The sequence below is a fragment of the Subsaximicrobium wynnwilliamsii genome, assembly GCF_007997225.1.
GTDB classification, from domain to species: Bacteria; Bacteroidota; Bacteroidia; order Flavobacteriales; family Flavobacteriaceae; genus Psychroserpens; species Psychroserpens wynnwilliamsii.
Genome location: NZ_VORM01000011.1, coordinates 71,967 through 94,007, shown reverse-complemented (window position 1 = coordinate 94,007; position 22,041 = coordinate 71,967). Strand labels below are relative to the sequence as shown.

The window sequence follows — 22,041 nt, the reverse complement described above, 5'->3', positions numbered from 1 at the left end:
TAACAACTAACAACTAACAACTAACAACTACCCACTACCCACTAACTACTTGCTATTTCAAACTTAAAAACTATCCTTCAAACTCAAATTCATTTCCATTTTCGCGGCTTCCGTTACGTGATTTTTCTTTCTTCATATTAAAGCGATACAGCAGTGATAAGGTCACTTGGCGTTGTCTCCATTGGGACTCTGAATAACGCTGGAAAAATTCAGTAGTGGTAAATTGATTTCTTATTCTGGAGTTGAATACATCCCGAACATTCAATGAAACCGTTGCTTTATTCTTTAAGACTTCCTTGCTGATGGCTAAATCCATAGAAAAGAGACCCTCGGTCCTGGTCTGCGCACCTTCCTCAGCACCTCGATAGAATGCATTGGTTTGCCAGTCAATATTGCCAGGTAGCGTCACTTTTCCGCTGAAACGTGCGAACCAACTTGTATTTTTTGCGCCGTAGTCGATGCCGTTGAATTCGCCTTCAGTTTTAAACTGAAAGAAATTGATACTGCTATTCAATCGCAACCATTTTTTTGGATTGTAGAGAATGCCTAATTCTGCTCCAGTTCTTATATTGTTGGATAAATTTACCGGAATGGTTCGTATGATGTCAATGCCATCTGTAGTTCGTTGCCCCGTATTTTCCTCAACGCGCTCAAAAGAATCGCTTTCGTATTGGTAATAAACGGAAGTGGTCCATGTGAATTTATCCCAACGTTTCAAATAGCCTAAATCGAAGGCACTGGAGAAGGCCGGATTTAAATTGGGATTACCCTGAAAAACCCTGGTACGGCTAGAACGCGTAGGGAACGGATTGATATACCAACTTCTAGGTCTATTAATACGTCTATTATAACCCAAAGTAAGGCTTTCTTCCTGATCCTCGTCCTTGCCTAGGTTATAAATCAAGTTAACCGTAGGGAAAAGCCCTAAATAATTATTATTGAAGTCGGTATCGATAGGGAAACCAAAGGCTTCCACTAATTCTTCATCAGATAATCTGGAATCAATAGTGCCTTTAAGCTGGGTGTTTTCCAAACGCAGACCCAAAAGAAATGAGAATTTGCCAAATTTGTTGCCGTATTGCGAATAGACCGCATTGACGTTTTCCTCGTAATCAAATAGGTTGGTAATGGTGTCGTTTACAAAAAACGAAGCGTCGCTCAAATCTTCCTGTTCTAGCCTATAATCAGTGATTTCGTTTTCAAAATTGCCTCGGTAACCCGCTTCAAATCGAGCATCCTCACCAATGGGCAAGACATAATCGGCTTGAAAAAGAAACTCTTTTTGATCTTCTGTAGCAAAAATTTGTTCTTTTTGAAAAGGAACTGTTGCTGCATCTTGTGTGAGGAGATAATCCTCGTTGATAAAGGTGTTTTGATTTTCGCGATCCTCTTCAAACTGAAAATCTGCAGTTAATTCATGCCCTTCATCATTAAACTTGGTCATGTAATTGAGTGCCAATTGATAACTGTTCTCATCTTGATTTTCCCGCTCTATCCTTAAGGTGCGCTCTACAATTGCATTGTTATTGAAGCGCTCACTATCATTATTTGAAATGTCGGCATCTTCCTTATAGCGGTAAAAGATACTTCCGGTGAGCGACGTTTTATCAGATAAAAAATACTCCATACCCACATTGGCGTTGTAACCACGGTTGTTTCGTTCTACCTGTTGGTCTTCTACAATACGCTCGTATTCCGGTGAACGCAATGCGCCGTCTATCAATCGGTCAAAGTAATTGGCATCACTAAAACTGTTTCGCGGCGCATCGTCATATCTAAAACCTATATTGGAGAACAGGTTGAATTTTTCAGTCCTGTAATTCAAGTTGGCAGCAATTCCCGCAAGATCGGGATTACCTAAATTGAGTGTTATGGAGCCGTTGAAACCAAGCGTTTCCTTTTGTCTGAGTATAATGTTTAAAATCCCCGCAGTGCCTTCGGCGTCATATCTCGCGGAAGGAGAGGTTATTACCTCAACGCGTTCAATGGCTTCTGCAGGCAATTGGCTCAATACGTTGGTGTCGCCAAATCCTGCCATGGCTGAAGGTTTTCCATTGATCAATATCGTGACGTTCTCATTACCGCGTAAACTAATCCCCCCTTCAACATCTACCGCTACTGATGGGACATTGTTAAGGGCATCACTCACGGTACCGCCTGCCGTGGTAAGATCTGAGCCAATATTATATATTTTCTTATCGAGCTTGATTTCGACCGTGGTACGTTCAGCCACAATTGTTACTTGATCTAAAGCTGCCATATCCACTTCGAGACCAACGGTACCCAAATCCATAGCTTTTGTGAGAGATTTATTTTTATAGGTCTTTGATTTGTAGGAGAGGTATTCAATCTTTAGGTCGTAATTGCCAGGAACCACCTCAATATTGAATTTTCCCTCAAGATCAGTGATGCCGCCTTCAATCGCTTCACTCCCATTGGGATTGAAAAAAGAGATCGTCGCATATTCTAAAGGGTATTTTTCTTGTGAATCTACAACAGTGCCTGAGATGTTGATTTTATTTTGTGCAGAGAGCGAACTCAAACTACATAAGAACATTAGGCTAAGTGCAGATAAAATTTGATTCATGTGTTGCTGTTCTCTATTTATCGCGTCTGGATTTTTTTTGTTTCTTCTTATCCTTTTTCGGATCCCATTTACCAGTTACCGCATCCTCGATTCTTTGCATGACCTCTTCTGAAACAATGGTTCGAACATCGGCAAAATGGCGTCTTCGCATCTTGTCTATTTCATCTTTCATTTCATAACTTTTAAGACCGAAGGTTTGGATTTTCGTTACCTCATCAAAATAGGTGTCTATGCTTTGATAGATGATTTCCTTTTGAAACGCATCCACATCCAGGGATTTCAAAAAATCCTGAATGTATTTTTGTTTGTTTTCTTCGACCTTTTCCTCGTATTTTTCCTTTTGACGCGCTTCGTTGTTAGTTTGCGAAAAGACTGTGGTTTGAAGTGCAAGGGTAAGACAAAGGACTAATAAAATTCTTGACATAATAGCTGTGATTAGGTTTGTAAAAATAAAGGTTAGAGTAGGGTTACCCCGTTAAATATTAGTTAAAGGTGGTCTAAAGAAGGGAGGCGATCAAAGCAGGAGGCCTGCCAATTATGGCTTTATCTTGATTAATTACAATTGGTCGCTCAATCAATTTGGGATGCTTTGCCATAGCAGAAATGATCTCATCCTCAGTCAAGGTTTTTCCCTTGTAATCGCTTTTCCAGATGGTTTCGTTTTGTCGCACTAAAGCGATAGGGGCAATGTTTAATAGCGCAAGGATCTGTCTTAATTTTTCTTCGGAAAGCGGATCCTTGAGATAGTTGATGATTTCAAATTCCTGCCCTGAATTTTTCAAAATCTCAAGCCCTTGTCTGGATTTGCTGCAACGCGGATTGTGATAAATAGTGATCATAAGAGGACATCGTTTTTCAAAAGTTCGGTTTCCAATTGCTCTGGCGATTCAAAATGGATTCCGTTAATTCCCATGGCTTCCGCAGCCTTGATATTGCGCAGATTGTCATCGATAAACAGGGCATTTTCCGCAGTGATATTAAAACGATCCAGTGTAAGCTCATAAATTTCTGGAAATGGTTTTCTGGTTTGCTCAGCGCCAGACACCAAAATGCCTTCAAACCAATGCAAGAACTCAAATCGCTCCAAAGCAATTGGGAAAGTCTCGGCACTCCAATTGGTCAATGCCACGACTTTATAATTGGGATGATCAATGAGTTTTTTAAGGATGGAAACAGTACCTTCAATAGCGCCGCCCAACATGTCCTCCCAACACCCATAGAACATGCGAATCAATTCCTCATGCTCCGGAAACATCGCGATGCGATCTTCAGTGGCCTGTTTTAAGGGGTAGCCAGCATCTTGATTTTCATTCCAATCGTGGGTGCAGACGGTCTCAAAAAACCATTCCATCTTCTTCCGGTCGCCATTGAAAACATCTAAGTAAACATACTCGGGATTCCAGTCAATGAGTACGCCTCCTAAATCAAATATGATGGTGTTTATGGATGTCTTCATGATTTTAAAAATTTAAGGTTTAAGGTTACAAGGTTCAAAGTTCAAAGTTTCAAGTTCGGATAGCTATCGGCATCATCTTATATTTCAAGTTCAAATTCAAATTCAACTTCAATTTCAATTTCAATTTCAATTTCAATTTCAAGTTCAAGTTCAAATTCAACTTCTATTTCATCTTCATCTTCATCTTCATCTTCATCTTCATCTTCTCTCGTCTATTTTAATTCCTTCAAAGCTAATTCTATCGCCATCATCTTCAAGTTCAATTTCAAGTTCTATTTCATCTTCATCTTCATCTTCATCTTCTCCCGTCTATTTTAATTCCTTCAAAGCTAATTCTATCGCCATCATCTTCTCCCGATAGTTATCGGGATCAAGTTCAATTTCAATTTCAACTTCTATTTCATCTTCATCTTCATCTTCATCTTCTCCCGTCTCCCGTCTATTTCACTTCCTTTACAACTGATTACTATCCTCTTCCTTCTGTCCCATCATCATCAAATAGGCTTTTAGAAATGGCTCGATATCGCCATCCAATACGGCGTCTACATTACCGGTTTCATGAGAAGAGCGCACATCTTTGATCAATTTGTAGGGATGCAGTACATAATTTCGAATTTGGCTGCCCCATTCAATCTTCATCTTGCCAGCTTCAATGTCTTCACGTTGCGCCAGTTGCTTTTGCAGCTCAATTTCATACAACTGTGATTTCAGCATTTGCATGGCCCGTGAACGGTTATCATGTTGCGAGCGGGTTTCTGAACAGGAAATTTGGATTCCAGTTGGTTTATGTGTTAACTGTACTTTGGTTTCTACCTTGTTCACATTTTGACCCCCAGCCCCAGAGGAGCGTGCCGTTGTGATTTCAATGTCGGCGGGATTGATTTCAATCTCAATGGTGTCATCCACCAATGGATACACGTAAACCGACGCAAAACTTGTATGTCTTTTTGCATTGCTATCAAATGGTGAGATGCGCACCAAACGGTGAACGCCATTTTCACCTTTGAGCCAGCCGAAGGCAAAATCGCCTTCAATTTCTAAAGTCACGGTCTTGATGCCAGCCACATCGCCAGTTTGGAAGTTGAGTTCTTTGACTTTGAATCCGCTCTTCTCGGCATACATCAAGTACATGCGCATGAGTATGCTTGCCCAATCACAGGATTCTGTTCCACCAGCGCCAGCGGTAATCTGCAATACGGCGCTAAGAGAATCGCCTTCTTCGGAAAGCATATTTTTGAATTCCAACTTTTCGATACTGTTAAGCGCTTTTTCAAAACGATTCTGCACATCTTCAGCCGAAGCTTCATCTTCTTTATAAAATTCGTAGATGACCTCAAGATCCTCAACAAATGTCTGGGCTAGATTGTAGTCTTTGACCCAATTTTTCTTCTCGCGGATGGATTTCATAATCACTTCGGCTTTTTTGGAATCGTTCCAAAAATTAGGGTCGAAGGTTTGTTCTTCCTCGTTTGAGATTTCTATAAGTTTGGCATCTATGTCAAAGATAGTGCCTAAGTTTGTCGAGGCGGGTTTGGAGATCTTTAATCTGATCTGATGTTATCATGAGTGTGAATTTTGGGCAAATTTATAATTTAAACGCTGTTAGGCGAAATTAACTAGCGCTTATTTTTTAGCTTTACATCTTAAAAAAATAGCTTAAGCACATGATTATAGATTTAAGAAGCGATACCGTAACCCAGCCCACCAAAGGCATGTTGGAGGCGATGATGAGCGCCAAAACTGGCGACGATGTCTATAAGGAAGACCCCACCGTAAATGCTTTGGAAGCCCGAATTGCCGATATGTTTGGGATGGACACTGCGCTATTTTTCCCCACAGGGACCATGGCGAACCAAACCGCATTGAAATTGCATACCAATCCTGGCGACCAAGTGATATGTGACAGCAATGCGCATATCTATCATTATGAAGGCGGTGGCGCTTCCTTTAACAGCGGGATTTCCTGCAAGCTACTTCAGGGCCAAGGAGGCACTTTTACTGCGCAACAAGTTGTTGAAGCCATCAATCCACCAGATTTTTATCACAGCCCGTTGACCGCTTTGGTAGAAATTGAAAACACCGCAAATAGAGGCGGAGGCACCTGTTGGGATTTTGCTGAAATCAAAAAGATAAAAACAGTTTGCGACCAACATAATTTGGGCTTGCACTTAGATGGCGCCCGATTTTGGAACGCTCTCGTGGCAAAAAAAGAAGATGCCAAGGCCTACGGAAAAGTATTCGATACCATCTCAGTCTGTCTAAGCAAAGGCCTTGGTTGCCCGGCTGGGACGGTTTTGGTAGGAACTGAAACCATTATGAAAAACGCCATCCGCATTCGGAAAATTTTAGGTGGTGGCATGCGCCAAACTGGGTATTTAGCAGCGGCAGGCTTATATGCGCTGGACCATCATTTGGACAGATTGGCGGAAGACCATATCAAAGCCAAAGAAATCGAAGCTGTTTTAACGCAATTGGAATGCGTCAAACAGGTGCAAAAAGTAGAGACCAACATCATTATCTTTGAATTGAATCAAAACACAGATGAGACCCATTTTCTAAAAACCATGGCCTCAAATCACATCAGGGTTAGCGGGATGGGCAATGGCAAATTGCGATTGGTCACGCATTTGGATTACACCGATGCCATGCACGAGCGCTTTTTGGAGATCTTGAAGCAATTGGATGTGTAGAGAACTACACTATAGATTAGGATAGCAATAAAAAGGTTCTCCCCTCCTGAAGCTTCGGGATCATAAGCCTACCTGCCTTTAAGCAAATTCACCTTAATCTGTTCATTCCCGAAAAGTAGCATCTAAAAACATATTTGATTTCAATCCCTCCAGAGGGTTTTATTCCCCGAGGCTTACCTCGAAATACAAAGAACATCTTTCAATTCATACGTCGTGGGCTTGCCCAGAGGTTATTGATTTAGACATCTGCCAATCCTGCTCCATAATCAGTCCTACGTCATAAGTCTTTTCGTCATAGGTCTAATCTAGAGGCAAGCAAAGTGCTGTTTTTAGGAAGCTTCAATAGTTTGCAAAGCAAGAATCAGAGCGACTTACTTAAATAGATCCATTCCAGGAATATCTGGCATCCCTTCCTTGGCCACTGCTGCAATCTCTGTTTCATTCACTGTGCTGGCGCGTTCAATGGCTTTGTTAAGTGTCAAAATCAAATAATCTTCAAGCATTTCCTTATCCTGAAGCAATTCGTCATCGATGCTAATCGATTTTAAGGTTCTATTGGCGGTAATCGTGACTTTGAGTTTGTTGTCGCTGCTGTTTTCGTCTAATAGCACGTTGTCCATTCGCGCTTTGGTTTCTTCCACTTTCTTTTGGGTTTCCTTCAGTTTACCCATCATTCCCATCATATCTCCAAACATAATTCTTCGTATTTAAGTTATCTTTGCAAAATTAGTAAATTGCCGAACGTTAATAAAGATTTTTTTTATTGCGGAAAAATTACGCAGCGAAAAGCACCTATTTAATTATGAAGACCATCCTTAATCCTCCCATTGCCAGAAAAATACCAAAAGAACTCAGCATTCACAACGATAGCAGAATCGACAATTATTATTGGCTCAACCAACGTGAAGACCAAGAAGTTTTAGACTATTTGCATGCCGAAAACGAGTATTACGAACAAGAAACCGCCCACACGAGGGATTTTGAAGTAAATCTTTTCGATGAAATGAAAGCCCGTATCAAGGAAGATGATTCTTCCGTACCTTATAAATACAATGGGTATTGGTATATTGTTCGCTATGAAAAAGGAAAGGATTATCCCATCTACTCCCGAAAAAAGGAAACACTCGAAGCCGCCGAGGAAATTCTCTTCGATTGCAATGCCATGGCTAAAGACCAATCCTATTTTAGATTGGTAGGTTTGAGTATTAGCCCAGATAATAGCATGGTGGCCTTTGGGATCGATACCACCGGCAGAAGGCAGTATAAACTTCAAATCAAGAGTTTGATTACCGATGAAATATTCTCTGATGCGATTGAGAACACGACAGGCTCATCTACTTGGGCCAGTGATAATTCCACCTTGTTCTATACCATCAAGGATGAACAGACCTTGCGTTCCAATCAGATTTTTAAACACAAAATAGGTCATGCCGAAGCTGAGGATACCTTGGTTTTCACAGAAGAAGATCATACGTTTGGCGTGGCGGTTTATAAGTCCAAATCCCGAAAGTACATCATCATTGCCTGTTATAGCACAATGACCAATGAATTCCACTTCATTCTTGCCGATGAGCCCGATGCCAAATTCAAGCTTTTTCAAGAACGGGTTCGCGGATTGGAATACAGTATTTCGCACTATGAGGATTCTTTTTACATTCTTACCAATCTGGATGATGCCATTAATTTCAAGTTGATGAAAACCCCAGAAAACAAGACCTCAATCAAAAACTGGACAGAAGTTTTGGCACACAGAGCCCATGTGCTCCTAGAGGATATCGATATTTTTAAGGATTACTTGGTTATAAGTGAGCGCAGCAACGGGCTCAATCACATACGCATCAAGCGCTGGGATTTAAAAGCCGATTATTACTTGCCTTTTGATAGTGAAACCTACACCGCTGGCACAGGGTCCAACGTTGAGTTTGATACCCAAATTTTGCGGTATAGCTATAACAGCATGACGCAACCTGCTGCTGTGATTGATTTCAATATGGAAACCAAGCTCAAAGACATCAAAAAAGAGCAGGAGGTGCTGGATCCACATTTCGATAAGGACAATTACGTTTCAGAACGACTTTGGGCCACTGCGAACGATGGCAGCAAAATCCCAATGTCATTGGTGCGCCGAAAGGATACCAAAATCAACGGCGAGGCGCCTTTATTGCAATATGCCTACGGCAGTTATGGCTCAACCATGGATGCTTATTTTTCTACCATTAGATTGAGTCTCTTAAACCGCGGCTTCATCTTCGTCATTGCCCATGTTAGAGGCGGTGAGTATTTAGGTAGATCCTGGTATGAAGACGGCAAACTGCTGACTAAGAAAAATACATTTTCCGATTTTATAGACTGTTCCAGATTTTTGATTGAGAATAAGTACACTTCCGCAGCACATTTATACGCAATGGGAGGCAGTGCTGGAGGTTTGTTGATGGGTGTAATTGTTAATGATGCACCAGAGTTATATCATGGTGTTGTTGCCCAAGTGCCTTTTGTGGATGTGGTAACCACCATGTTGGATGAAACCATACCGCTTACTACTGGAGAATATGATGAATGGGGAAACCCCAATGATAAGTTGTACTACGACTATATCAAAGCCTACTCACCCTATGACCAGGTAAAAAAACAAGCCTACCCAAATATGCTTATTACCACGGGTCTTCATGATTCGCAGGTACAGTATTGGGAGCCTGCAAAATGGGTGGCCAAACTTAGAACTTATAAACAGGATACTAACAGACTCTACCTATTGACCAACATGGAAGCTGGTCATGGCGGTGCTTCTGGGCGATTTGAAGCACTTAAGGAAGTGGCTAAGGAATATGCCTTTCTGTTGGATATGGAAGGAATTACTGTATAAATCAAAAAAAAATAGTAATTTCGCAACGGTGTGGGTTTCACTTTTTTGCTAAAATTGAAATTGATAAATAGCATTTATGAAAAAAGACAGACAGGTTTTTGATAATGTTTTACAATTAATAGGTAAAACGCCACTTATCAAATTGAACAAAATGACTGAAGGATTCAAAGGCGAATTTTATGCCAAAGTTGAGGCTTTCAATCCTGGTCACTCTTCCAAAGACAGAATTGCACTGCACATTATAGAGGAAGCCGAGCGCAAGGGCATATTGAACCCTGGCGATACCATTATTGAGACTACTTCTGGCAATACCGGTTTTAGCATTGCCATGGTAAGTATTGTCAAAGGCTATAAATGTATTTTGGCGGTAAGCTCTAAATCCTCACCAGATAAGATTGACATGTTGAGATCCATGGGAGCGCAGGTGTATGTTTGTCCTGCTAATGTGAAGGCCGACGATTCTAGATCTTATTATGAAGTGGCCAAGCGTTTGCATAAAGAGACGGAAGGCTCTATCTACATCAATCAATATTTCAACGATTTAAATTTGGATGCGCATTATCAAAGCACGGGTCCAGAAATTTGGGAACAGACGGAAGGTAAAATCACCCATTTGATAGCCTGCAGTGGCACAGGGGGTACCATTTCTGGTATTGCCAAATATTTGAAAGAACAAAATCAGGAAGTGAAAGTGATTGGCGTTGATGCTTACGGATCTGTCCTGAAGAAATACCACGAGACCCGTGAGTTTGACGAAAAGGAAATTTATCCTTACCGTATTGAAGGGCTTGGTAAAAATCTAATTCCAACGGCTACCAATTTTGATTTGATCGATAAGTTTGTCAAGGTAAGCGATGAGGAAAGCGCGCACATGGCTCGAAAGATCTCAAAAACTGAAGGCTTATTCGTAGGTTACACCAGTGGTGCTGCGATGCAAGCGCTTAAACAACTCGAGGAAGAAGGCGAATTCAAAGCGGGGGACAGGGTTGTGGTTATATTTCCAGATCATGGTTCACGTTATATGAGTAAGGTCTACAGTGATAAATGGATGGAAGACCAAGGTTTCTTTGACAATGAGAAAATTTCCGCAGAAAAAATTCAATACATAAAATAATATTATTTGAAAACACTTGAAATCCTATTGTGCTTTTTTGCGTAATGGGATTTGCGTTTTTTCACAGACCCCACATGGGTATGGTTCATAAAAATATTATGCAGTCATAATATAATTAACTAATTTTGCAACCACTAATTTGACTAAATACTAGCTTTAAATGAAGGATTTATTTGAAAAGATTTATAGAGATAAAGGCCCTTTGGGTAAATGGGCATCTCAAGCGGAAGGCTATTTTGTGTTTCCAAAATTAGAGGGAAAAATCTCAAATAGAATGAAGTTTCAAGGTAAAGAAGTAATTACCTGGAGCATAAACGATTACCTTGGATTGGCCAACCATCCAGAAGTTCGGAAAATAGATGCGGAAGCTGCTGCAGAGTACGGTTCAGCATACCCAATGGGAGCGAGAATGATGTCTGGCCATACCGATCTACACGAAAAATTACAGAATGAATTGGCAGAATTTGTAAGCAAAGAGGCTGCATATTTGTTGAATTTTGGATATCAGGGGATGGTGTCCACCATCGATGCCTTAGTGTCTAAAGACGATATTATTGTCTATGATGTTGATGCCCACGCCTGTATTATTGACGGGGTGCGCCTTCACATGGGCAAACGTTTTACCTACAAGCACAACGATGTTGAAAGTTTGGAGAAAAACCTAGACCGTGCCACAAAAATGGCCGAGCAAACTGGAGGAGGTATTTTAGTGATTTCTGAAGGCGTTTTTGGAATGCGCGGTGAGCAAGGTCGATTGAGGGAAATTGTCGCTCTCAAGAAAAAATACAATTTTAGATTGTTTGTTGATGATGCCCACGGTTTTGGAACTTTAGGTGCCACAGGCGCAGGAGCAGGCGAGGAGCAAGGTGTGCAAGACGATATTGACGTGTATTTTGCCACTTTCGCAAAATCTCTGGCCAGTACCGGTGCGTTTATTGCTGCCGATCAAGAAATAATCGATTATTTGAAATACAACCTTCGGTCTCAAATGTTTGCCAAATCCTTGCAAATGCAATTGGTGGTTGGCGCCTTGAAACGTTTGGATATGTTGCGTACCATGCCAGAATTGAAGGATAAGCTTTGGGAAAATACCGATGCCCTGCAATCTGGTTTGAAAGCACGCGGCTTTGATATTGGTACCACACAAAGTTGTGTCACCCCAGTATATTTGAAAGGAAGCATCCCAGAAGCGATGGCTTTGGTGCGCGATCTTCGTGAAAATTATGGTGTATTCTGTTCGATAGTAGTATATCCTGTAATACCTAAGGGATTGATTTTACTGCGCATGATTCCAACAGCGACCCATACTTTAGAAGATGTAACCGTAACACTGGATGCTTTTGAAGCCATTAGAACCCGATTGGAAAATGGCACTTACAGGCGTCTTTCTGCTGCCGTTATGGCTGCAATGGGCGAGTAAGCTTATAGAATCAAGATTATTAGATGTAAGAACCAAAACTTGATTGCAGCTAATTTTTAGCGCAACTATTTAGATGTGGACAATCTTCCACACTAAGGTTTCTTTCAAACAAAAAATCCAGCACATCAAGTGCCGGATTTTTTGTTTTATAACATATCCTTGGTAAAAAGACTTGTCAAGAGTCTAGAGTCTTGATTCTTTGTACTTTCTACTTAATTCTCAAAGCTTAAACCCCAGCTCCTTCCTTTCCTAAGCATTCAAACTTTTCCTAAACGTTTTCCGTCGCTTGTAAACCACAGGATCAAAATGTTTCCATATTTTATGTATCGCGTCATTGTCTTCCAGCTCTGGTGTTCTAAAACAGGTTTGGATGCCTTTTTTCCTGAAAGTTTCGTAGTATTCATTGAAAATAACTGCGTGTACGCCCTTGTTTTGATAATCGGGATGGATGCCTATCAAATAGAAAATAACGTCCTTGCTGTTCTTCTTGGCGTTTAGGATATGCCCAAACCCGAAGGGAAATAATTTACCTTTGGCTTTTTGTAGCGCTTTTGAAAATGCGGGCATTACGATGGCAAAGCCAACGAGTTCGTCATGTTTATCAACAACAAACTTGATGTATTCTGGATTGACAAAACTTATGAATTTCTGTTTGAAATATTCCTTTTGAATATCGGTTATCGCAACAAAGGACGAAAGGGACGAGTAGCTCTTGTTGAACAAATCGAACATCTTGTCTGCATAGGGCATGACGTCTTCAGTCTTGGTTAAGTGCAACGGTTTCAAATCATAACGCCGCTTGATGAGCTCCTGCGCTTTTTTGAAAAATTCTGGTTTAACGTTTTCAAAGGGGAAGCGACTTTCGGAATAATGTTTTTCTACCACGTAGCCAAAATCTTCGTAATGTTTGGCATAGTAGGGGTGATTGTACCAAGTGATCATGGGGGCGATGGAATCAAATCCTTCCGTCATCACGCCAACCTTATCCAAATTTGAAAAACCAACGGGACCTTCGGTGTAATCAAGATTGTTTTCCTTGCCAATGCGCTCAACTTCAGTTAAAAGAGCTTTCGAAACCTCTGGATCATCGATAAAATCGAACCATCCAAAACGCATTTTTTTCTGTTTCTGGTTATTGACTTCCAACCAATTGATAATGGCTGCAATGCGGCCAACAATCTCATCATTCTTGTAAGCTAGAAAAAAACGGGCTTCCGCATCTTTGAAAATAGGGTTTTTCTCCTTATTGAAGGTTTCAAGTTCTTGCTTGATGATAGGAGGCACCCAATATTTGGAGTCTTTATAGAGTTTGAACGGAAATTTCACGAATTTGCTCAAGTCGCTTTTCGACTGAATTTCTTTTATGCTAATCATAGGCGTTTTGTCTAAATGATTTCCGCGAATTTGAAAATTATAGACCGATTATCTGGTTGGTTAATTACGTCGTTTGTCAACATCTTCAACAGAATTTTTATTGTCAATTTCCTTATCCTGATGAAAATCCAAACGGTAGGAAAGTCCGAGATTGACACCAAAAACGGAAGGCGTATCTTTTGTATTGAACGTGACTGCGGTATCGATTTGAAAATCCTTGCTCCACAGGTAGGCGCCACCAAATCGAAACAGATTGTCGGCATAAAAGTCACTCTGGATGCCTTGGGTTTCCCCAAAAACCACCCATTGCGGATTGAAACTATGGGTCAAAGTAACGACGTACTGAAAGTCTGATTGCTCGGTTCCAATACGGTCTTTTATTAGATTGAGCACCAATACCCATCCGCCAGAAAAATTATTTTGCGTGGCGATCATTACTTTTGGGCTAAAACCTTCTATCCCTGGGGCGGTGTACGGGTTGTCTTTGGTATCAAAATTAGCACCCGCATAAACCGCTATTGCAGGAATCAAGTCTTTCCATTTAAAGCCAAAATTAGCATGGTAACTGTAAAGATTCGGTTTCTCTTGACCTTCATTTTTATAAGGGTCATAAACTAAATATTTGGCGCCAACGGCAAAACTTTTAAAGTTGGCACGACTTCGTTCGGAAGTAATTGCAGATCGGTTATCCTTAAAGGTGTCATTTTGATAAATGCCTTCTATATTGAGTTCCAATTGTTCAAAAAGCAAACCGTATCGTGCAGAGAAGTCAGCGCCAAAACCTGAAACCTCATAATTTAATGGTGTGTGCTCCTCCTTGATCATGTATGGTCCCACTTCAAATTGAGCCACATTGGTGCCAACAGAAAATGCACTCTTTGAAACACCTGGTCTATTAGAGTTGATAACCTCTGTGTATTGGGCAAATACTAGAGAGGATGCTAACAATAGTGATGGCAGTAGGATTTTTTTGAACATTGGTTTCCGCTTAGGATTTCAGCCAAATATAGAGATTTTATATATTTTTTAAGTATTTAAAAGTCATTTTAAATTCATATAATTGTATTTTTGAAAAAAATTTTAAATGCTTCAAGCTGCCTCTTTAATTGGTTTTTTACGCACGATTTTAGTCATAGTATTGATTTACTACGGGATAAAAATTCTCATTAGATTTTTTGCGCCTTATTTTGTGCGTTATATGTCTAAAAAAATGCAGGAGCGTTTTGGTGGTCAATTTCAGCAGCAACAACGCCAGCAGCAAGCTCAAAATGAGAGAGCGGGAGAAACGGTTATTGATAAAGTGCCAAATTCTGACAAGAACTCTGATAAGGAAGTTGGTGAATATATTGACTATGAAGAAATTGATTGATTCTCAAATCGGTAACAATTAATTCATTGGGATCGCGCATCTTCAAACGCTTACAATCGTCATGATGGTTTTAATGGTATTCCAAAAAAAATAACTACTTTTCGCCTTCGTTTCCTTTTAAAACCATTCCATGCAATTTTCGTTTAAAAAAATACTGCCTCACTTACTTGTATTGATAGGTTTTGTGGTGGTTTCACTCATTTATTTTAGTCCTGTTTTGCAAGGCAAACAGATAGAGCAAAGCGACATCATGCATTATATTGGCATGTCTAAGCAGCAAAAGGAGTTTAAGGCTGAAACAGGCGAGGAAACCTACTGGACCGATAGTGCATTTGGCGGCATGCCAACCTATCAATTGGGCGCTGCCTATCCACATAATTACATCAAGAAATTAGATACTGCATTGCGCTTTTTGCCAAGACCTGCAGACTACCTATTTATTTATTTTTTAGGTTTTTACGTATTGTTACTTGCATTAAAGGTTGATTATCGTTTGTCTGCATTGGGAGCTTTGGCTTTTGGCTTTTCCACCTATCTCATTATCATTTTGGGCGTTGGGCATAATAGTAAAGCGCACGCCATTGCCTATATGCCTTTGGTGTTGAGTGGTATTATATTAACGTTTAGGAAACGCTACATTTTTGGCTTTTTGCTCACTACCATTGCGCTTGGTCTTGAGATACAGGCCAATCATTTTCAAATGACCTATTATTTGATGTTGTTGGTTTTGGTTTTGGGAGTCGCCTATCTAGTTGATGCTTATAGAAAAAAGATGCTGCCTCATTTCTTCAAATCGGTTGGCATCATGAGCATTGGCGTGATACTGGCAGTTGGCTTGAATGCTACAAACATCATGGCCACCCAAGAGTACGTGAAAGAAAGTACACGTGGTAAAAGTGACCTTACAATTAATGCAGACGGCTCACAAAAGGAAATTACTTCTGGTTTGAGCAAGGATTATATTACGGAATATAGTTACGGCTTGGTGGAAACCTTCAACCTATTCATCCCGAGATTTTTAGGTGGTGGTAGCGGTGAGGATGTTGGAAAGGATTCTGCTTCCTACGAATTTTATAAAACCATAGGTGCAAGCCCTGTGCAAGCATTGGAAGCAGTGGCGGAAACACCAACCTATTGGGGCGATCAAACCATTGTTGAAGCTCCAGCTTATATTGGAGCGGTTGTGATATTTTTGTTCGTATTTGCCTTGTTTTTGGTAAAAGGGCGCCTAAAATGGTGGCTTGTTGGTGCTAGTATCTTATCGCTATTGTTATCCTACGGAAAGAATTTTGGGTTTTTGACCGATTTCTTTATTGATTACGTGCCCTTATACAACAAGTTTCGGGCGGTTAGCTCCATTCAAGTCATCATTGAATTGTGCTTGCCTGTTCTGGCGATTTTTGGTTTGGTAAAACTCTTCAATGATTTTGATAAAGACGAAGATAAGTTAAAGGCACTTAAATACAGCACCTTAATTGTGGGCGGATTGGCATTGGTATTCTTGCTGTTCAAATCCACCTTTTTCGATTTTGTTGGCGCTAGAGATGGCCAATTTCGACAAATGTATGGTGAATATGGCCAGGCCTTTGTGGATGCTTTGAAGGAAGATCGAAAAAGCTTCTTTACCCAAGATACACTTAGAACCTTGATTTTGGTCTTGCTTTCCGCAGGTAGCATTTTTATGTTTCTGAAGAAAAAAATCTCAGAAAACGTAGTCATTGGTATTTTCGCAATCTTGATTTTATTTGATTTGGTAGGTGTGAATCGGCGTTATGTCAATAATGATAATTTTGTTTCAGCTTTACAGGTCAACAAGCCTTACCAAGCGAATGCTGCCGATTTGGAAGTCCTGAAAGACAAGACACATTTTCGGGTTTTGGATGTTTCACAAGCAAGTGCCATGCCCGCGCGTGCTGCCTATTTTCACAATAGCTTGAGTGGGTACCATGCTGCAAAACTCAAACGTTTTGATGAGCTTTATGATTTTCATATCGCCAAAAACAATATGGAGGTGCTCAACATGCTCAACACCAAGTATATTATTGTGGATGATGAGGCCAATCAAATCCAGGCCACTACCACTTATACCCAACCCAACGGGAATGCTTGGTTTGTGTCAGAATTAGAGAAATTGAATTCCGCAAATGCTGAAATCAAGGCTTTAGACAGTTTAAATACCAAGGTCAAGGCGGTCACCACAGCTTCAGATTTGAGTACTCAACGTTTCACGGTTGATTCATTGGCATCTATAAAACTAAGCAAATACGAGCCAAACCTATTGGAGTTTGAAACCAACAACGCTCACAATGGTTTTGCAGTCTTTTCTGAAATTTACTACGGTAACGGCTGGCAGGTCACACTTGACGGAAAAAAAGTGCCGCATCACCGCGTGAATTATGTACTTAGAGGGATGAATGTGCCTGCAGGAACGCATAAAATAGTTTTCAAATTTGAGCCTGAGGTCATCCAAACCGGGAGCCAGATTGCGTTGGGGAGTTCCATCCTGTTGATTTTACTTATTTTCGGGGGAACCTATATGGCCTTCCGAAGAACATCAGAAACGAGTAAAAAGCTAGATTAGCGGTTAAATTTATTGTGATCAGATCCATGCAGTTCAGAGGTGTCTCAATCTTGATTCTAAGACAGATTTAAAAGCTGCCGATTTCCTGAAATCTAGCAGCACTTTTATCGATATGAATTTCAAAAAAAAGCCTCTAGCTTCGTGTAATTTTTGAACAGGCTTTTTTGTTTCAAACAACAAGATAATTGCCTACATTTGCACTCGCAAAATCCCTAGTAAAAATCTTGATCGCACTCAAGCTTTTATAGGATTACAAAATATAACAAGAACCCATAAATACCTTTTCCGAAGCATAATATAGCATTAGGAAAAAGCAAGATACAGCATCATGAAAGCAGGAATTGTAGGATTACCAAACGTAGGAAAATCAACCTTATTCAATTGTTTATCCAATGCCAAGGCGCAGAGTGCGAACTTTCCGTTTTGTACCATCGAACCTAATATTGGTGTGGTCAACGTGCCAGATTCAAGATTGGAAAAATTGGAAAGTTTGGTCAACCCGGAGCGCGTATTGCCAGCAACTGTAGAGATTGTTGATATTGCGGGCTTGGTAAAAGGCGCAAGTAAAGGCGAAGGTTTGGGCAATCAATTTTTGGCCAATATTAGAGAAACCGACGCTATTCTTCATGTGTTGCGATGTTTTGACGATGATAATATCATACATGTTGATGGCAATATCAACCCAATTCGTGATAAGGAAACCATTGATATGGAGCTTCAGCTTAAGGATTTGGAAACGGTTGACAAAAAATTGGACAAGGTTAAGCGCGCTGCTAAAACCGGTAATAAGGAAGCTCAAAAAGAAGAGGCCGTGCTCTTGAAAATCAAATCTGGTTTGGAAGCAGGCATTTCGGTAAGAGCTTTAGAATTTAGTGACGATGATTATGCCGATTTTGTAAAACCAGCGCAGTTCATAACCGATAAGCCAGTGATGTACGTCTGCAATGTGGATGAAGCTTCAGCAACCACAGGCAATGCCTATGTGGAGAAAGTGAGGGAAGCGGTCAAGGATGAAAATGCCGAAGTTTTGGTGCTTGCCGTGGGCACAGAGGCCGATATCAATGAGTTGGACGATTATGAAGAGCGCCAAATGTTTTTGCAGGACATTGGTTTGAAAGAGGCTGGATCTGCAAAATTGATCCGATCTGCCTATAAATTATTGAACCAACAAACCTATTTCACTGCCGGTGTCAAAGAGGTTAGAGCCTGGACGATTGATGTTGGCGCAACAGCACCGCAATCGGCTGGTGTGATCCACACCGATTTCGAGAAAGGGTTTATCCGTGCCGAAGTCATCGCCTATGAGGATTACGTGGCTTTTGGCAGCGAAGCTAAAGTAAAGGAAGCTGGTAAAATGCGTGTGGAAGGCAAAAATTACGTGGTTAAGGATGGCGATGTGATGCACTTCTTGTTCAATGTTTAGAATTCTAGAGGCTAGAGGCTAGAGGCTGGATGCTAGAAGCTGGATGCTAGTAGCTAGAACCTAGAATCTAGACTGCTTCGCTTTGGAGTATAGACTTTTTACTATTATCGTGCTGCTTTCATATTAGATTTTTGTGGGTGCTCAAATTATTAATTTTTTCTGCGGAAGGGAGGCAGTAAAAGGGAATGCTTAGAAGTAGTAGCGGGGATTTTTTTAGGTACAGTCATTTTTTGGATTCCTGTTCCGAAGAAGCAGTGTAAGTAAGTTCAAATGCAATCTTGCATCAAGAAATCAAAACCATTCCTATTAATGAGCTAGCTTCTAGACTCAAGATGCATTGTTTTTTTACCGAGTAGAAGTTACATTCAAAGTGTTTAAAAGATAGGGTTTTCGACCTACTTCAAAAACGACCCAAGGTACCGCAAATGCAAAAGAGCTCTTATAAATGGGATGCGATGAAATTTCATGCTTTTGATGGTGTGCAAGGGCTAAACCAACTAAAATTAGGTATCTTTAGGCATTAAAATCTAATAAAAAAATGGGAAAAAAACTTATAATCTTCATCTTAATTGCCATAGCAGCATTCTTTGTTTTGGTCTATGTATTTAAATTCGTGCTCATTACAGCGCTAATCATTGCCGCAGTGATCGTTATTGCACCATTTTTATATTTTGCCTATATCGCGGGTAAGTCCCAGGATTAATCCTGCTCAAATTCCAAAGAAGGAATGGAGTTATCAAATTTCATTGTTAATTACTTTGTGATAAGCTTATTCCATGTTTTATAGTGTTGCCTTATATTAGCATCGCATCCAGATCCCATTAAAATATGACCCAAGAAACTAAATATACCGAAGATAACATACGCTCGCTCGATTGGAAGGAACACATCCGGATGCGACCTGGCATGTACATCGGTAAATTGGGAGATGGCTCATCTCCAGACGATGGTATCTATATTTTGATGAAGGAAGTGTTGGACAATTCCATAGACGAATATGTCATGGGCGCCGGCAAGACCATTGAGATTTCCATACAAGGCAATAAAGTCATTGTTCGTGATTATGGGCGTGGTATTCCCTTGGGTAAGGTTGTGGATGTAGTCTCCAAAATGAATACGGGTGGCAAATACGATTCTAGAGCCTTCAAAAAATCGGTGGGTCTCAACGGTGTGGGTACCAAAGCGGTCAACGCACTCTCCAGTTATTTCAGGGTGGAATCCACACGTGATGCCAAATCGGCTTCTGCAGAATTTGAGCAAGGTGAGCTAATCAATCACGAATTGTTGGATGATACCTCCCGTAGAAAGGGAACCAAGGTCTCTTTTATTCCAGATGAAGTCATATTCAAAAACTACAAATACCGTAATGAGTATATTGAGAAAATGCTCAAGAATTACGTGTACCTTAACCCGGGATTGACGATTCTTTTTAATGGCGAAAAATATTACAGTGAAAATGGTCTCAAAGACCTTTTGTCTGAAAACATTACCGAAAGCGACCGACTTTATCCCATCATTCACCTTAAAGGCGAGGACATTGAAGTAGCCATCACCCATAGTAAAACCCAATACAGTGAAGAGTACCACAGTTTTGTAAACGGACAAAACACCACTCAGGGTGGTACACATTTGGCAGCTTACCGTGAAGCCATTGTGCGAACCATAAGAGAGTTCTACGGAAAAAATTACGAGGCCTCAGATGTGAGAAAATCCATCGTGACCGCCATTTCCATCAAAGTCATGGAACCCGTTTTTGAAAGTCAGACCAAAACGAAACTGGGCTCAACCGATATGGGAGGGGAGTTCCCAACGGTAAGGACCTACATCAACGATTTCCTAAAAAAATATTTGGATAATTTTCTTCATAAAAACCCAGACGTTGCTGAAAAGATGCAACGTAAAATCCTTCAGGCCGAACGCGAGCGCAAAGAACTGTCGGGCATTCGAAAACTGGCCAAAGACCGTGCGAAAAAAGCCAACCTCCACAATAAAAAATTACGCGATTGCCGCGTGCATTTTGGTGATACCAAAAATGAGCGTTATTTAGAAACCACATTATTCATTACCGAGGGCGATTCTGCTTCCGGGAGTATCACAAAATCAAGGGACGTAAATACCCAAGCGGTGTTCAGCTTAAAAGGAAAGCCGCTCAACTGTTATGGTTTGAGCAAGAAAATTGTTTACGAAAACGAAGAGTTCAATCTGTTGCAAGCCGCATTGAACATAGAGGAATCTACAGAAGATCTGCGTTACAACAACGTGGTCATCGCTACCGATGCCGATGTGGATGGGATGCATATTCGCTTGTTGTTGATTACCTTTTTTCTTCAGTTTTTTCCTGAAGTCATCAAGGAAGGGCATCTGTATATTTTGCAAACGCCTTTATTCCGTGTGAGAAATAAGAAAAAGACCATTTATTGTTATTCCGAAGAAGAACGCAGGAATGCCATGGAAGAATTAAAGCCAAAACCAGAGATCACGAGATTTAAGGGCTTGGGTGAGATTTCACCAGATGAGTTTGTCCATTTTATTGGTGAGGACATTCGTCTGGATCCGGTCATGCTCGACAAAGACATGTCTATTGAAGATCTCCTGTCCTTTTACATGGGTAAAAATACACCAACTCGCCAAGAATTTATAATCGATAACCTCAAAGTAGAACTAGACGTTATAGAAGAGTAATCATGCGCACCAACAATTCCAACGTAAAAAACACCATTGTATCGGTTTACTTCATCCTTGTGGTTCTTGCCATAGTCATGGCAACGCTTTCAAGGGTGTTTAGCGATATCACTTCCGATTCGGCCATTGCCATGGTGCTGGTGTTGGTTGGTTTTACACTCATCTTTTTTCTGGTACACCGTGTTTCCAAATATTTTGAGTACGATAGTGACGGGTTAAATGTGATCATACTTAACAAAGGCTTGATGTTGAGCGATAATTTCAACTATCGGGAAAAGCGCATCGAATTTGCAAAAGACAATTTGTTGGCCTTTAAGTTCAATAATTTCTTATTTTATAGAACCTTGGTCATTTACACCTCAAATTCTAGAGGTAAAAAAAGCAAAGATACTTTTAATGTCACCTTGCTTACAAAAAAGAAACGGCGTTACATTAGGCAATCCCTAACAAAAATAATTAAACTAAAACATAAGGAGCTATAA

The 22,041-nt window shown here is 40.5% G+C and carries 18 protein-coding genes; 10 read left to right on the top strand and 8 right to left on the bottom strand.

Annotation, left to right across the window (positions count from 1 at the left end; translation table 11 throughout):
• Positions 1–70: 70 nt before the first annotated feature.
• The 5 genes from ESY88_RS11000 to prfB all read right to left on the bottom strand — a co-directional run bounded on the left by ESY88_RS11000 (position 71) and on the right by prfB (position 5,607).
• Positions 71–2,587, bottom strand: a complete 2,517-nt coding sequence (locus tag ESY88_RS11000; protein ID WP_147086814.1) for an outer membrane beta-barrel family protein — start codon at positions 2,585–2,587, stop codon at positions 71–73.
• Between the two features lie 13 nt (positions 2,588–2,600).
• Positions 2,601–3,011 (bottom strand): hypothetical protein, encoded by a 411-nt coding sequence (locus ESY88_RS10995; RefSeq protein ID WP_147086813.1) that lies wholly within the window; start codon positions 3,009–3,011, stop codon positions 2,601–2,603.
• A 73-nt stretch (positions 3,012–3,084) separates the two neighbouring features.
• Positions 3,085–3,426 (bottom strand): arsenate reductase (glutaredoxin), encoded by a 342-nt coding sequence (arsC, locus tag ESY88_RS10990; protein WP_147086812.1) that lies wholly within the window; start codon positions 3,424–3,426, stop codon positions 3,085–3,087.
• On the bottom strand, positions 3,423–4,043 hold the full coding sequence (locus tag ESY88_RS10985) for an HAD family hydrolase (protein ID WP_147086811.1): 621 nt from the start codon (positions 4,041–4,043) through the stop codon (positions 3,423–3,425). The genes arsC and ESY88_RS10985 overlap by 4 nt, the downstream gene beginning before the upstream one ends.
• 453 nt (positions 4,044–4,496) lie before the next feature.
• A protein-coding gene (prfB, locus tag ESY88_RS10975) for a peptide chain release factor 2 (protein ID WP_147086810.1) occupies positions 4,497–5,607 on the bottom strand; the annotation gives its coding sequence in 2 pieces (ribosomal slippage) (positions 4,497–5,543 and positions 5,545–5,607; 1,110 coding nt in all).
• 100 nt (positions 5,608–5,707) lie between these two features.
• Here prfB and ESY88_RS10970 point away from each other — a divergent pair.
• Complete coding sequence (locus tag ESY88_RS10970; protein WP_147086809.1) at positions 5,708–6,733, top strand: threonine aldolase family protein; 1,026 nt, start codon at positions 5,708–5,710, stop codon at positions 6,731–6,733.
• Between the two features lie 371 nt (positions 6,734–7,104).
• Here ESY88_RS10970 and ESY88_RS10965 read toward each other — a convergent pair whose 3' ends face one another.
• Positions 7,105–7,428 carry a YbaB/EbfC family nucleoid-associated protein gene (locus ESY88_RS10965; protein ID WP_147086808.1) on the bottom strand — a complete coding sequence of 108 codons (324 nt, stop codon included), beginning with the start codon at positions 7,426–7,428 and terminating at the stop codon, positions 7,105–7,107.
• 107 nt (positions 7,429–7,535) lie between these two features.
• Between ESY88_RS10965 and ESY88_RS10960 the strand changes: the two genes are divergently transcribed.
• The 3 genes from ESY88_RS10960 to ESY88_RS10950 all read left to right on the top strand — a co-directional run bounded on the left by ESY88_RS10960 (position 7,536) and on the right by ESY88_RS10950 (position 12,130).
• Entirely contained in the window at positions 7,536–9,596 is a 2,061-nt protein-coding gene (locus tag ESY88_RS10960) for a S9 family peptidase (RefSeq protein ID WP_147086807.1), read from the top strand.
• Positions 9,597–9,672: 76 nt separating this feature from the next.
• Positions 9,673–10,710 carry a PLP-dependent cysteine synthase family protein gene (locus ESY88_RS10955; RefSeq protein ID WP_147086806.1) on the top strand — a complete coding sequence of 346 codons (1,038 nt, stop codon included), beginning with the start codon at positions 9,673–9,675 and terminating at the stop codon, positions 10,708–10,710.
• Positions 10,711–10,870: 160 nt separating this feature from the next.
• On the top strand, positions 10,871–12,130 hold the full coding sequence (locus ESY88_RS10950; protein WP_147086805.1) for an aminotransferase class I/II-fold pyridoxal phosphate-dependent enzyme: 1,260 nt from the start codon (positions 10,871–10,873) through the stop codon (positions 12,128–12,130).
• Positions 12,131–12,379: 249 nt separating this feature from the next.
• Here the strand turns inward: ESY88_RS10950 and ESY88_RS10945 are convergent, their stop codons facing one another.
• Together ESY88_RS10945 and ESY88_RS10940 are read right to left on the bottom strand one after the other, a co-directional pair.
• A complete protein-coding gene (locus ESY88_RS10945; RefSeq protein WP_147086804.1) occupies positions 12,380–13,504 on the bottom strand; it encodes a GTP cyclohydrolase in 1,125 nt (374 codons plus the stop codon).
• Between the two features lie 60 nt (positions 13,505–13,564).
• Positions 13,565–14,482: a transporter gene (locus ESY88_RS10940; protein ID WP_147086803.1), complete on the bottom strand. Its 918-nt coding sequence runs from the start codon at positions 14,480–14,482 to the stop codon at positions 13,565–13,567.
• A gap of 106 nt (positions 14,483–14,588) precedes the next feature.
• On the opposite strand from ESY88_RS10940, the gene ESY88_RS10935 reads away from it, so the two are divergent.
• From ESY88_RS10935 to ESY88_RS10915, 6 genes are all read left to right on the top strand, one after another.
• Positions 14,589–14,873 carry a DUF4834 family protein gene (locus ESY88_RS10935; RefSeq protein WP_147086802.1) on the top strand — a complete coding sequence of 95 codons (285 nt, stop codon included), beginning with the start codon at positions 14,589–14,591 and terminating at the stop codon, positions 14,871–14,873.
• Positions 14,874–15,003: 130 nt separating this feature from the next.
• On the top strand, positions 15,004–17,454 hold the full coding sequence (locus ESY88_RS10930) for a YfhO family protein (RefSeq protein ID WP_147086801.1): 2,451 nt from the start codon (positions 15,004–15,006) through the stop codon (positions 17,452–17,454).
• A gap of 328 nt (positions 17,455–17,782) precedes the next feature.
• Positions 17,783–18,877, top strand: a complete 1,095-nt coding sequence (gene ychF / locus ESY88_RS10925; protein WP_147086800.1) for a redox-regulated ATPase YchF — start codon at positions 17,783–17,785, stop codon at positions 18,875–18,877.
• A gap of 538 nt (positions 18,878–19,415) precedes the next feature.
• Positions 19,416–19,580, top strand: a complete 165-nt coding sequence (locus ESY88_RS21020) for a hypothetical protein (protein WP_189702585.1) — start codon at positions 19,416–19,418, stop codon at positions 19,578–19,580.
• Between the two features lie 125 nt (positions 19,581–19,705).
• The gene (locus ESY88_RS10920) at positions 19,706–21,559 is read left to right on the top strand and encodes a DNA topoisomerase IV subunit B (protein WP_147086799.1); all 1,854 of its coding nucleotides are present in this window, start codon (positions 19,706–19,708) and stop codon (positions 21,557–21,559) included.
• A gap of 2 nt (positions 21,560–21,561) precedes the next feature.
• A complete protein-coding gene (locus tag ESY88_RS10915; protein ID WP_147086798.1) occupies positions 21,562–22,041 on the top strand; it encodes a hypothetical protein in 480 nt (159 codons plus the stop codon).

Coding starts and splice junctions, on each gene's coding strand:
- ESY88_RS11000 (WP_147086814.1), bottom strand. CDS start 2,587: ATGAATCAAATTTTATCTGCACTTAGCCTAATGTTCTTATGTAGTTTG.
- ESY88_RS10995 (WP_147086813.1), bottom strand. CDS start 3,011: ATGTCAAGAATTTTATTAGTCCTTTGTCTTACCCTTGCACTTCAAACC.
- arsC (WP_147086812.1), bottom strand. CDS start 3,426: ATGATCACTATTTATCACAATCCGCGTTGCAGCAAATCCAGACAAGGG.
- ESY88_RS10985 (WP_147086811.1), bottom strand. CDS start 4,043: ATGAAGACATCCATAAACACCATCATATTTGATTTAGGAGGCGTACTC.
- ESY88_RS10970 (WP_147086809.1), top strand. CDS start 5,708: ATGATTATAGATTTAAGAAGCGATACCGTAACCCAGCCCACCAAAGGC.
- ESY88_RS10965 (WP_147086808.1), bottom strand. CDS start 7,428: ATGTTTGGAGATATGATGGGAATGATGGGTAAACTGAAGGAAACCCAA.
- ESY88_RS10960 (WP_147086807.1), top strand. CDS start 7,536: ATGAAGACCATCCTTAATCCTCCCATTGCCAGAAAAATACCAAAAGAA.
- ESY88_RS10955 (WP_147086806.1), top strand. CDS start 9,673: ATGAAAAAAGACAGACAGGTTTTTGATAATGTTTTACAATTAATAGGT.
- ESY88_RS10950 (WP_147086805.1), top strand. CDS start 10,871: ATGAAGGATTTATTTGAAAAGATTTATAGAGATAAAGGCCCTTTGGGT.
- ESY88_RS10945 (WP_147086804.1), bottom strand. CDS start 13,504: ATGATTAGCATAAAAGAAATTCAGTCGAAAAGCGACTTGAGCAAATTC.
- ESY88_RS10940 (WP_147086803.1), bottom strand. CDS start 14,482: ATGTTCAAAAAAATCCTACTGCCATCACTATTGTTAGCATCCTCTCTA.
- ESY88_RS10935 (WP_147086802.1), top strand. CDS start 14,589: ATGCTTCAAGCTGCCTCTTTAATTGGTTTTTTACGCACGATTTTAGTC.
- ESY88_RS10930 (WP_147086801.1), top strand. CDS start 15,004: ATGCAATTTTCGTTTAAAAAAATACTGCCTCACTTACTTGTATTGATA.
- ychF (WP_147086800.1), top strand. CDS start 17,783: ATGAAAGCAGGAATTGTAGGATTACCAAACGTAGGAAAATCAACCTTA.
- ESY88_RS21020 (WP_189702585.1), top strand. CDS start 19,416: ATGGGAAAAAAACTTATAATCTTCATCTTAATTGCCATAGCAGCATTC.
- ESY88_RS10920 (WP_147086799.1), top strand. CDS start 19,706: ATGACCCAAGAAACTAAATATACCGAAGATAACATACGCTCGCTCGAT.
- ESY88_RS10915 (WP_147086798.1), top strand. CDS start 21,562: ATGCGCACCAACAATTCCAACGTAAAAAACACCATTGTATCGGTTTAC.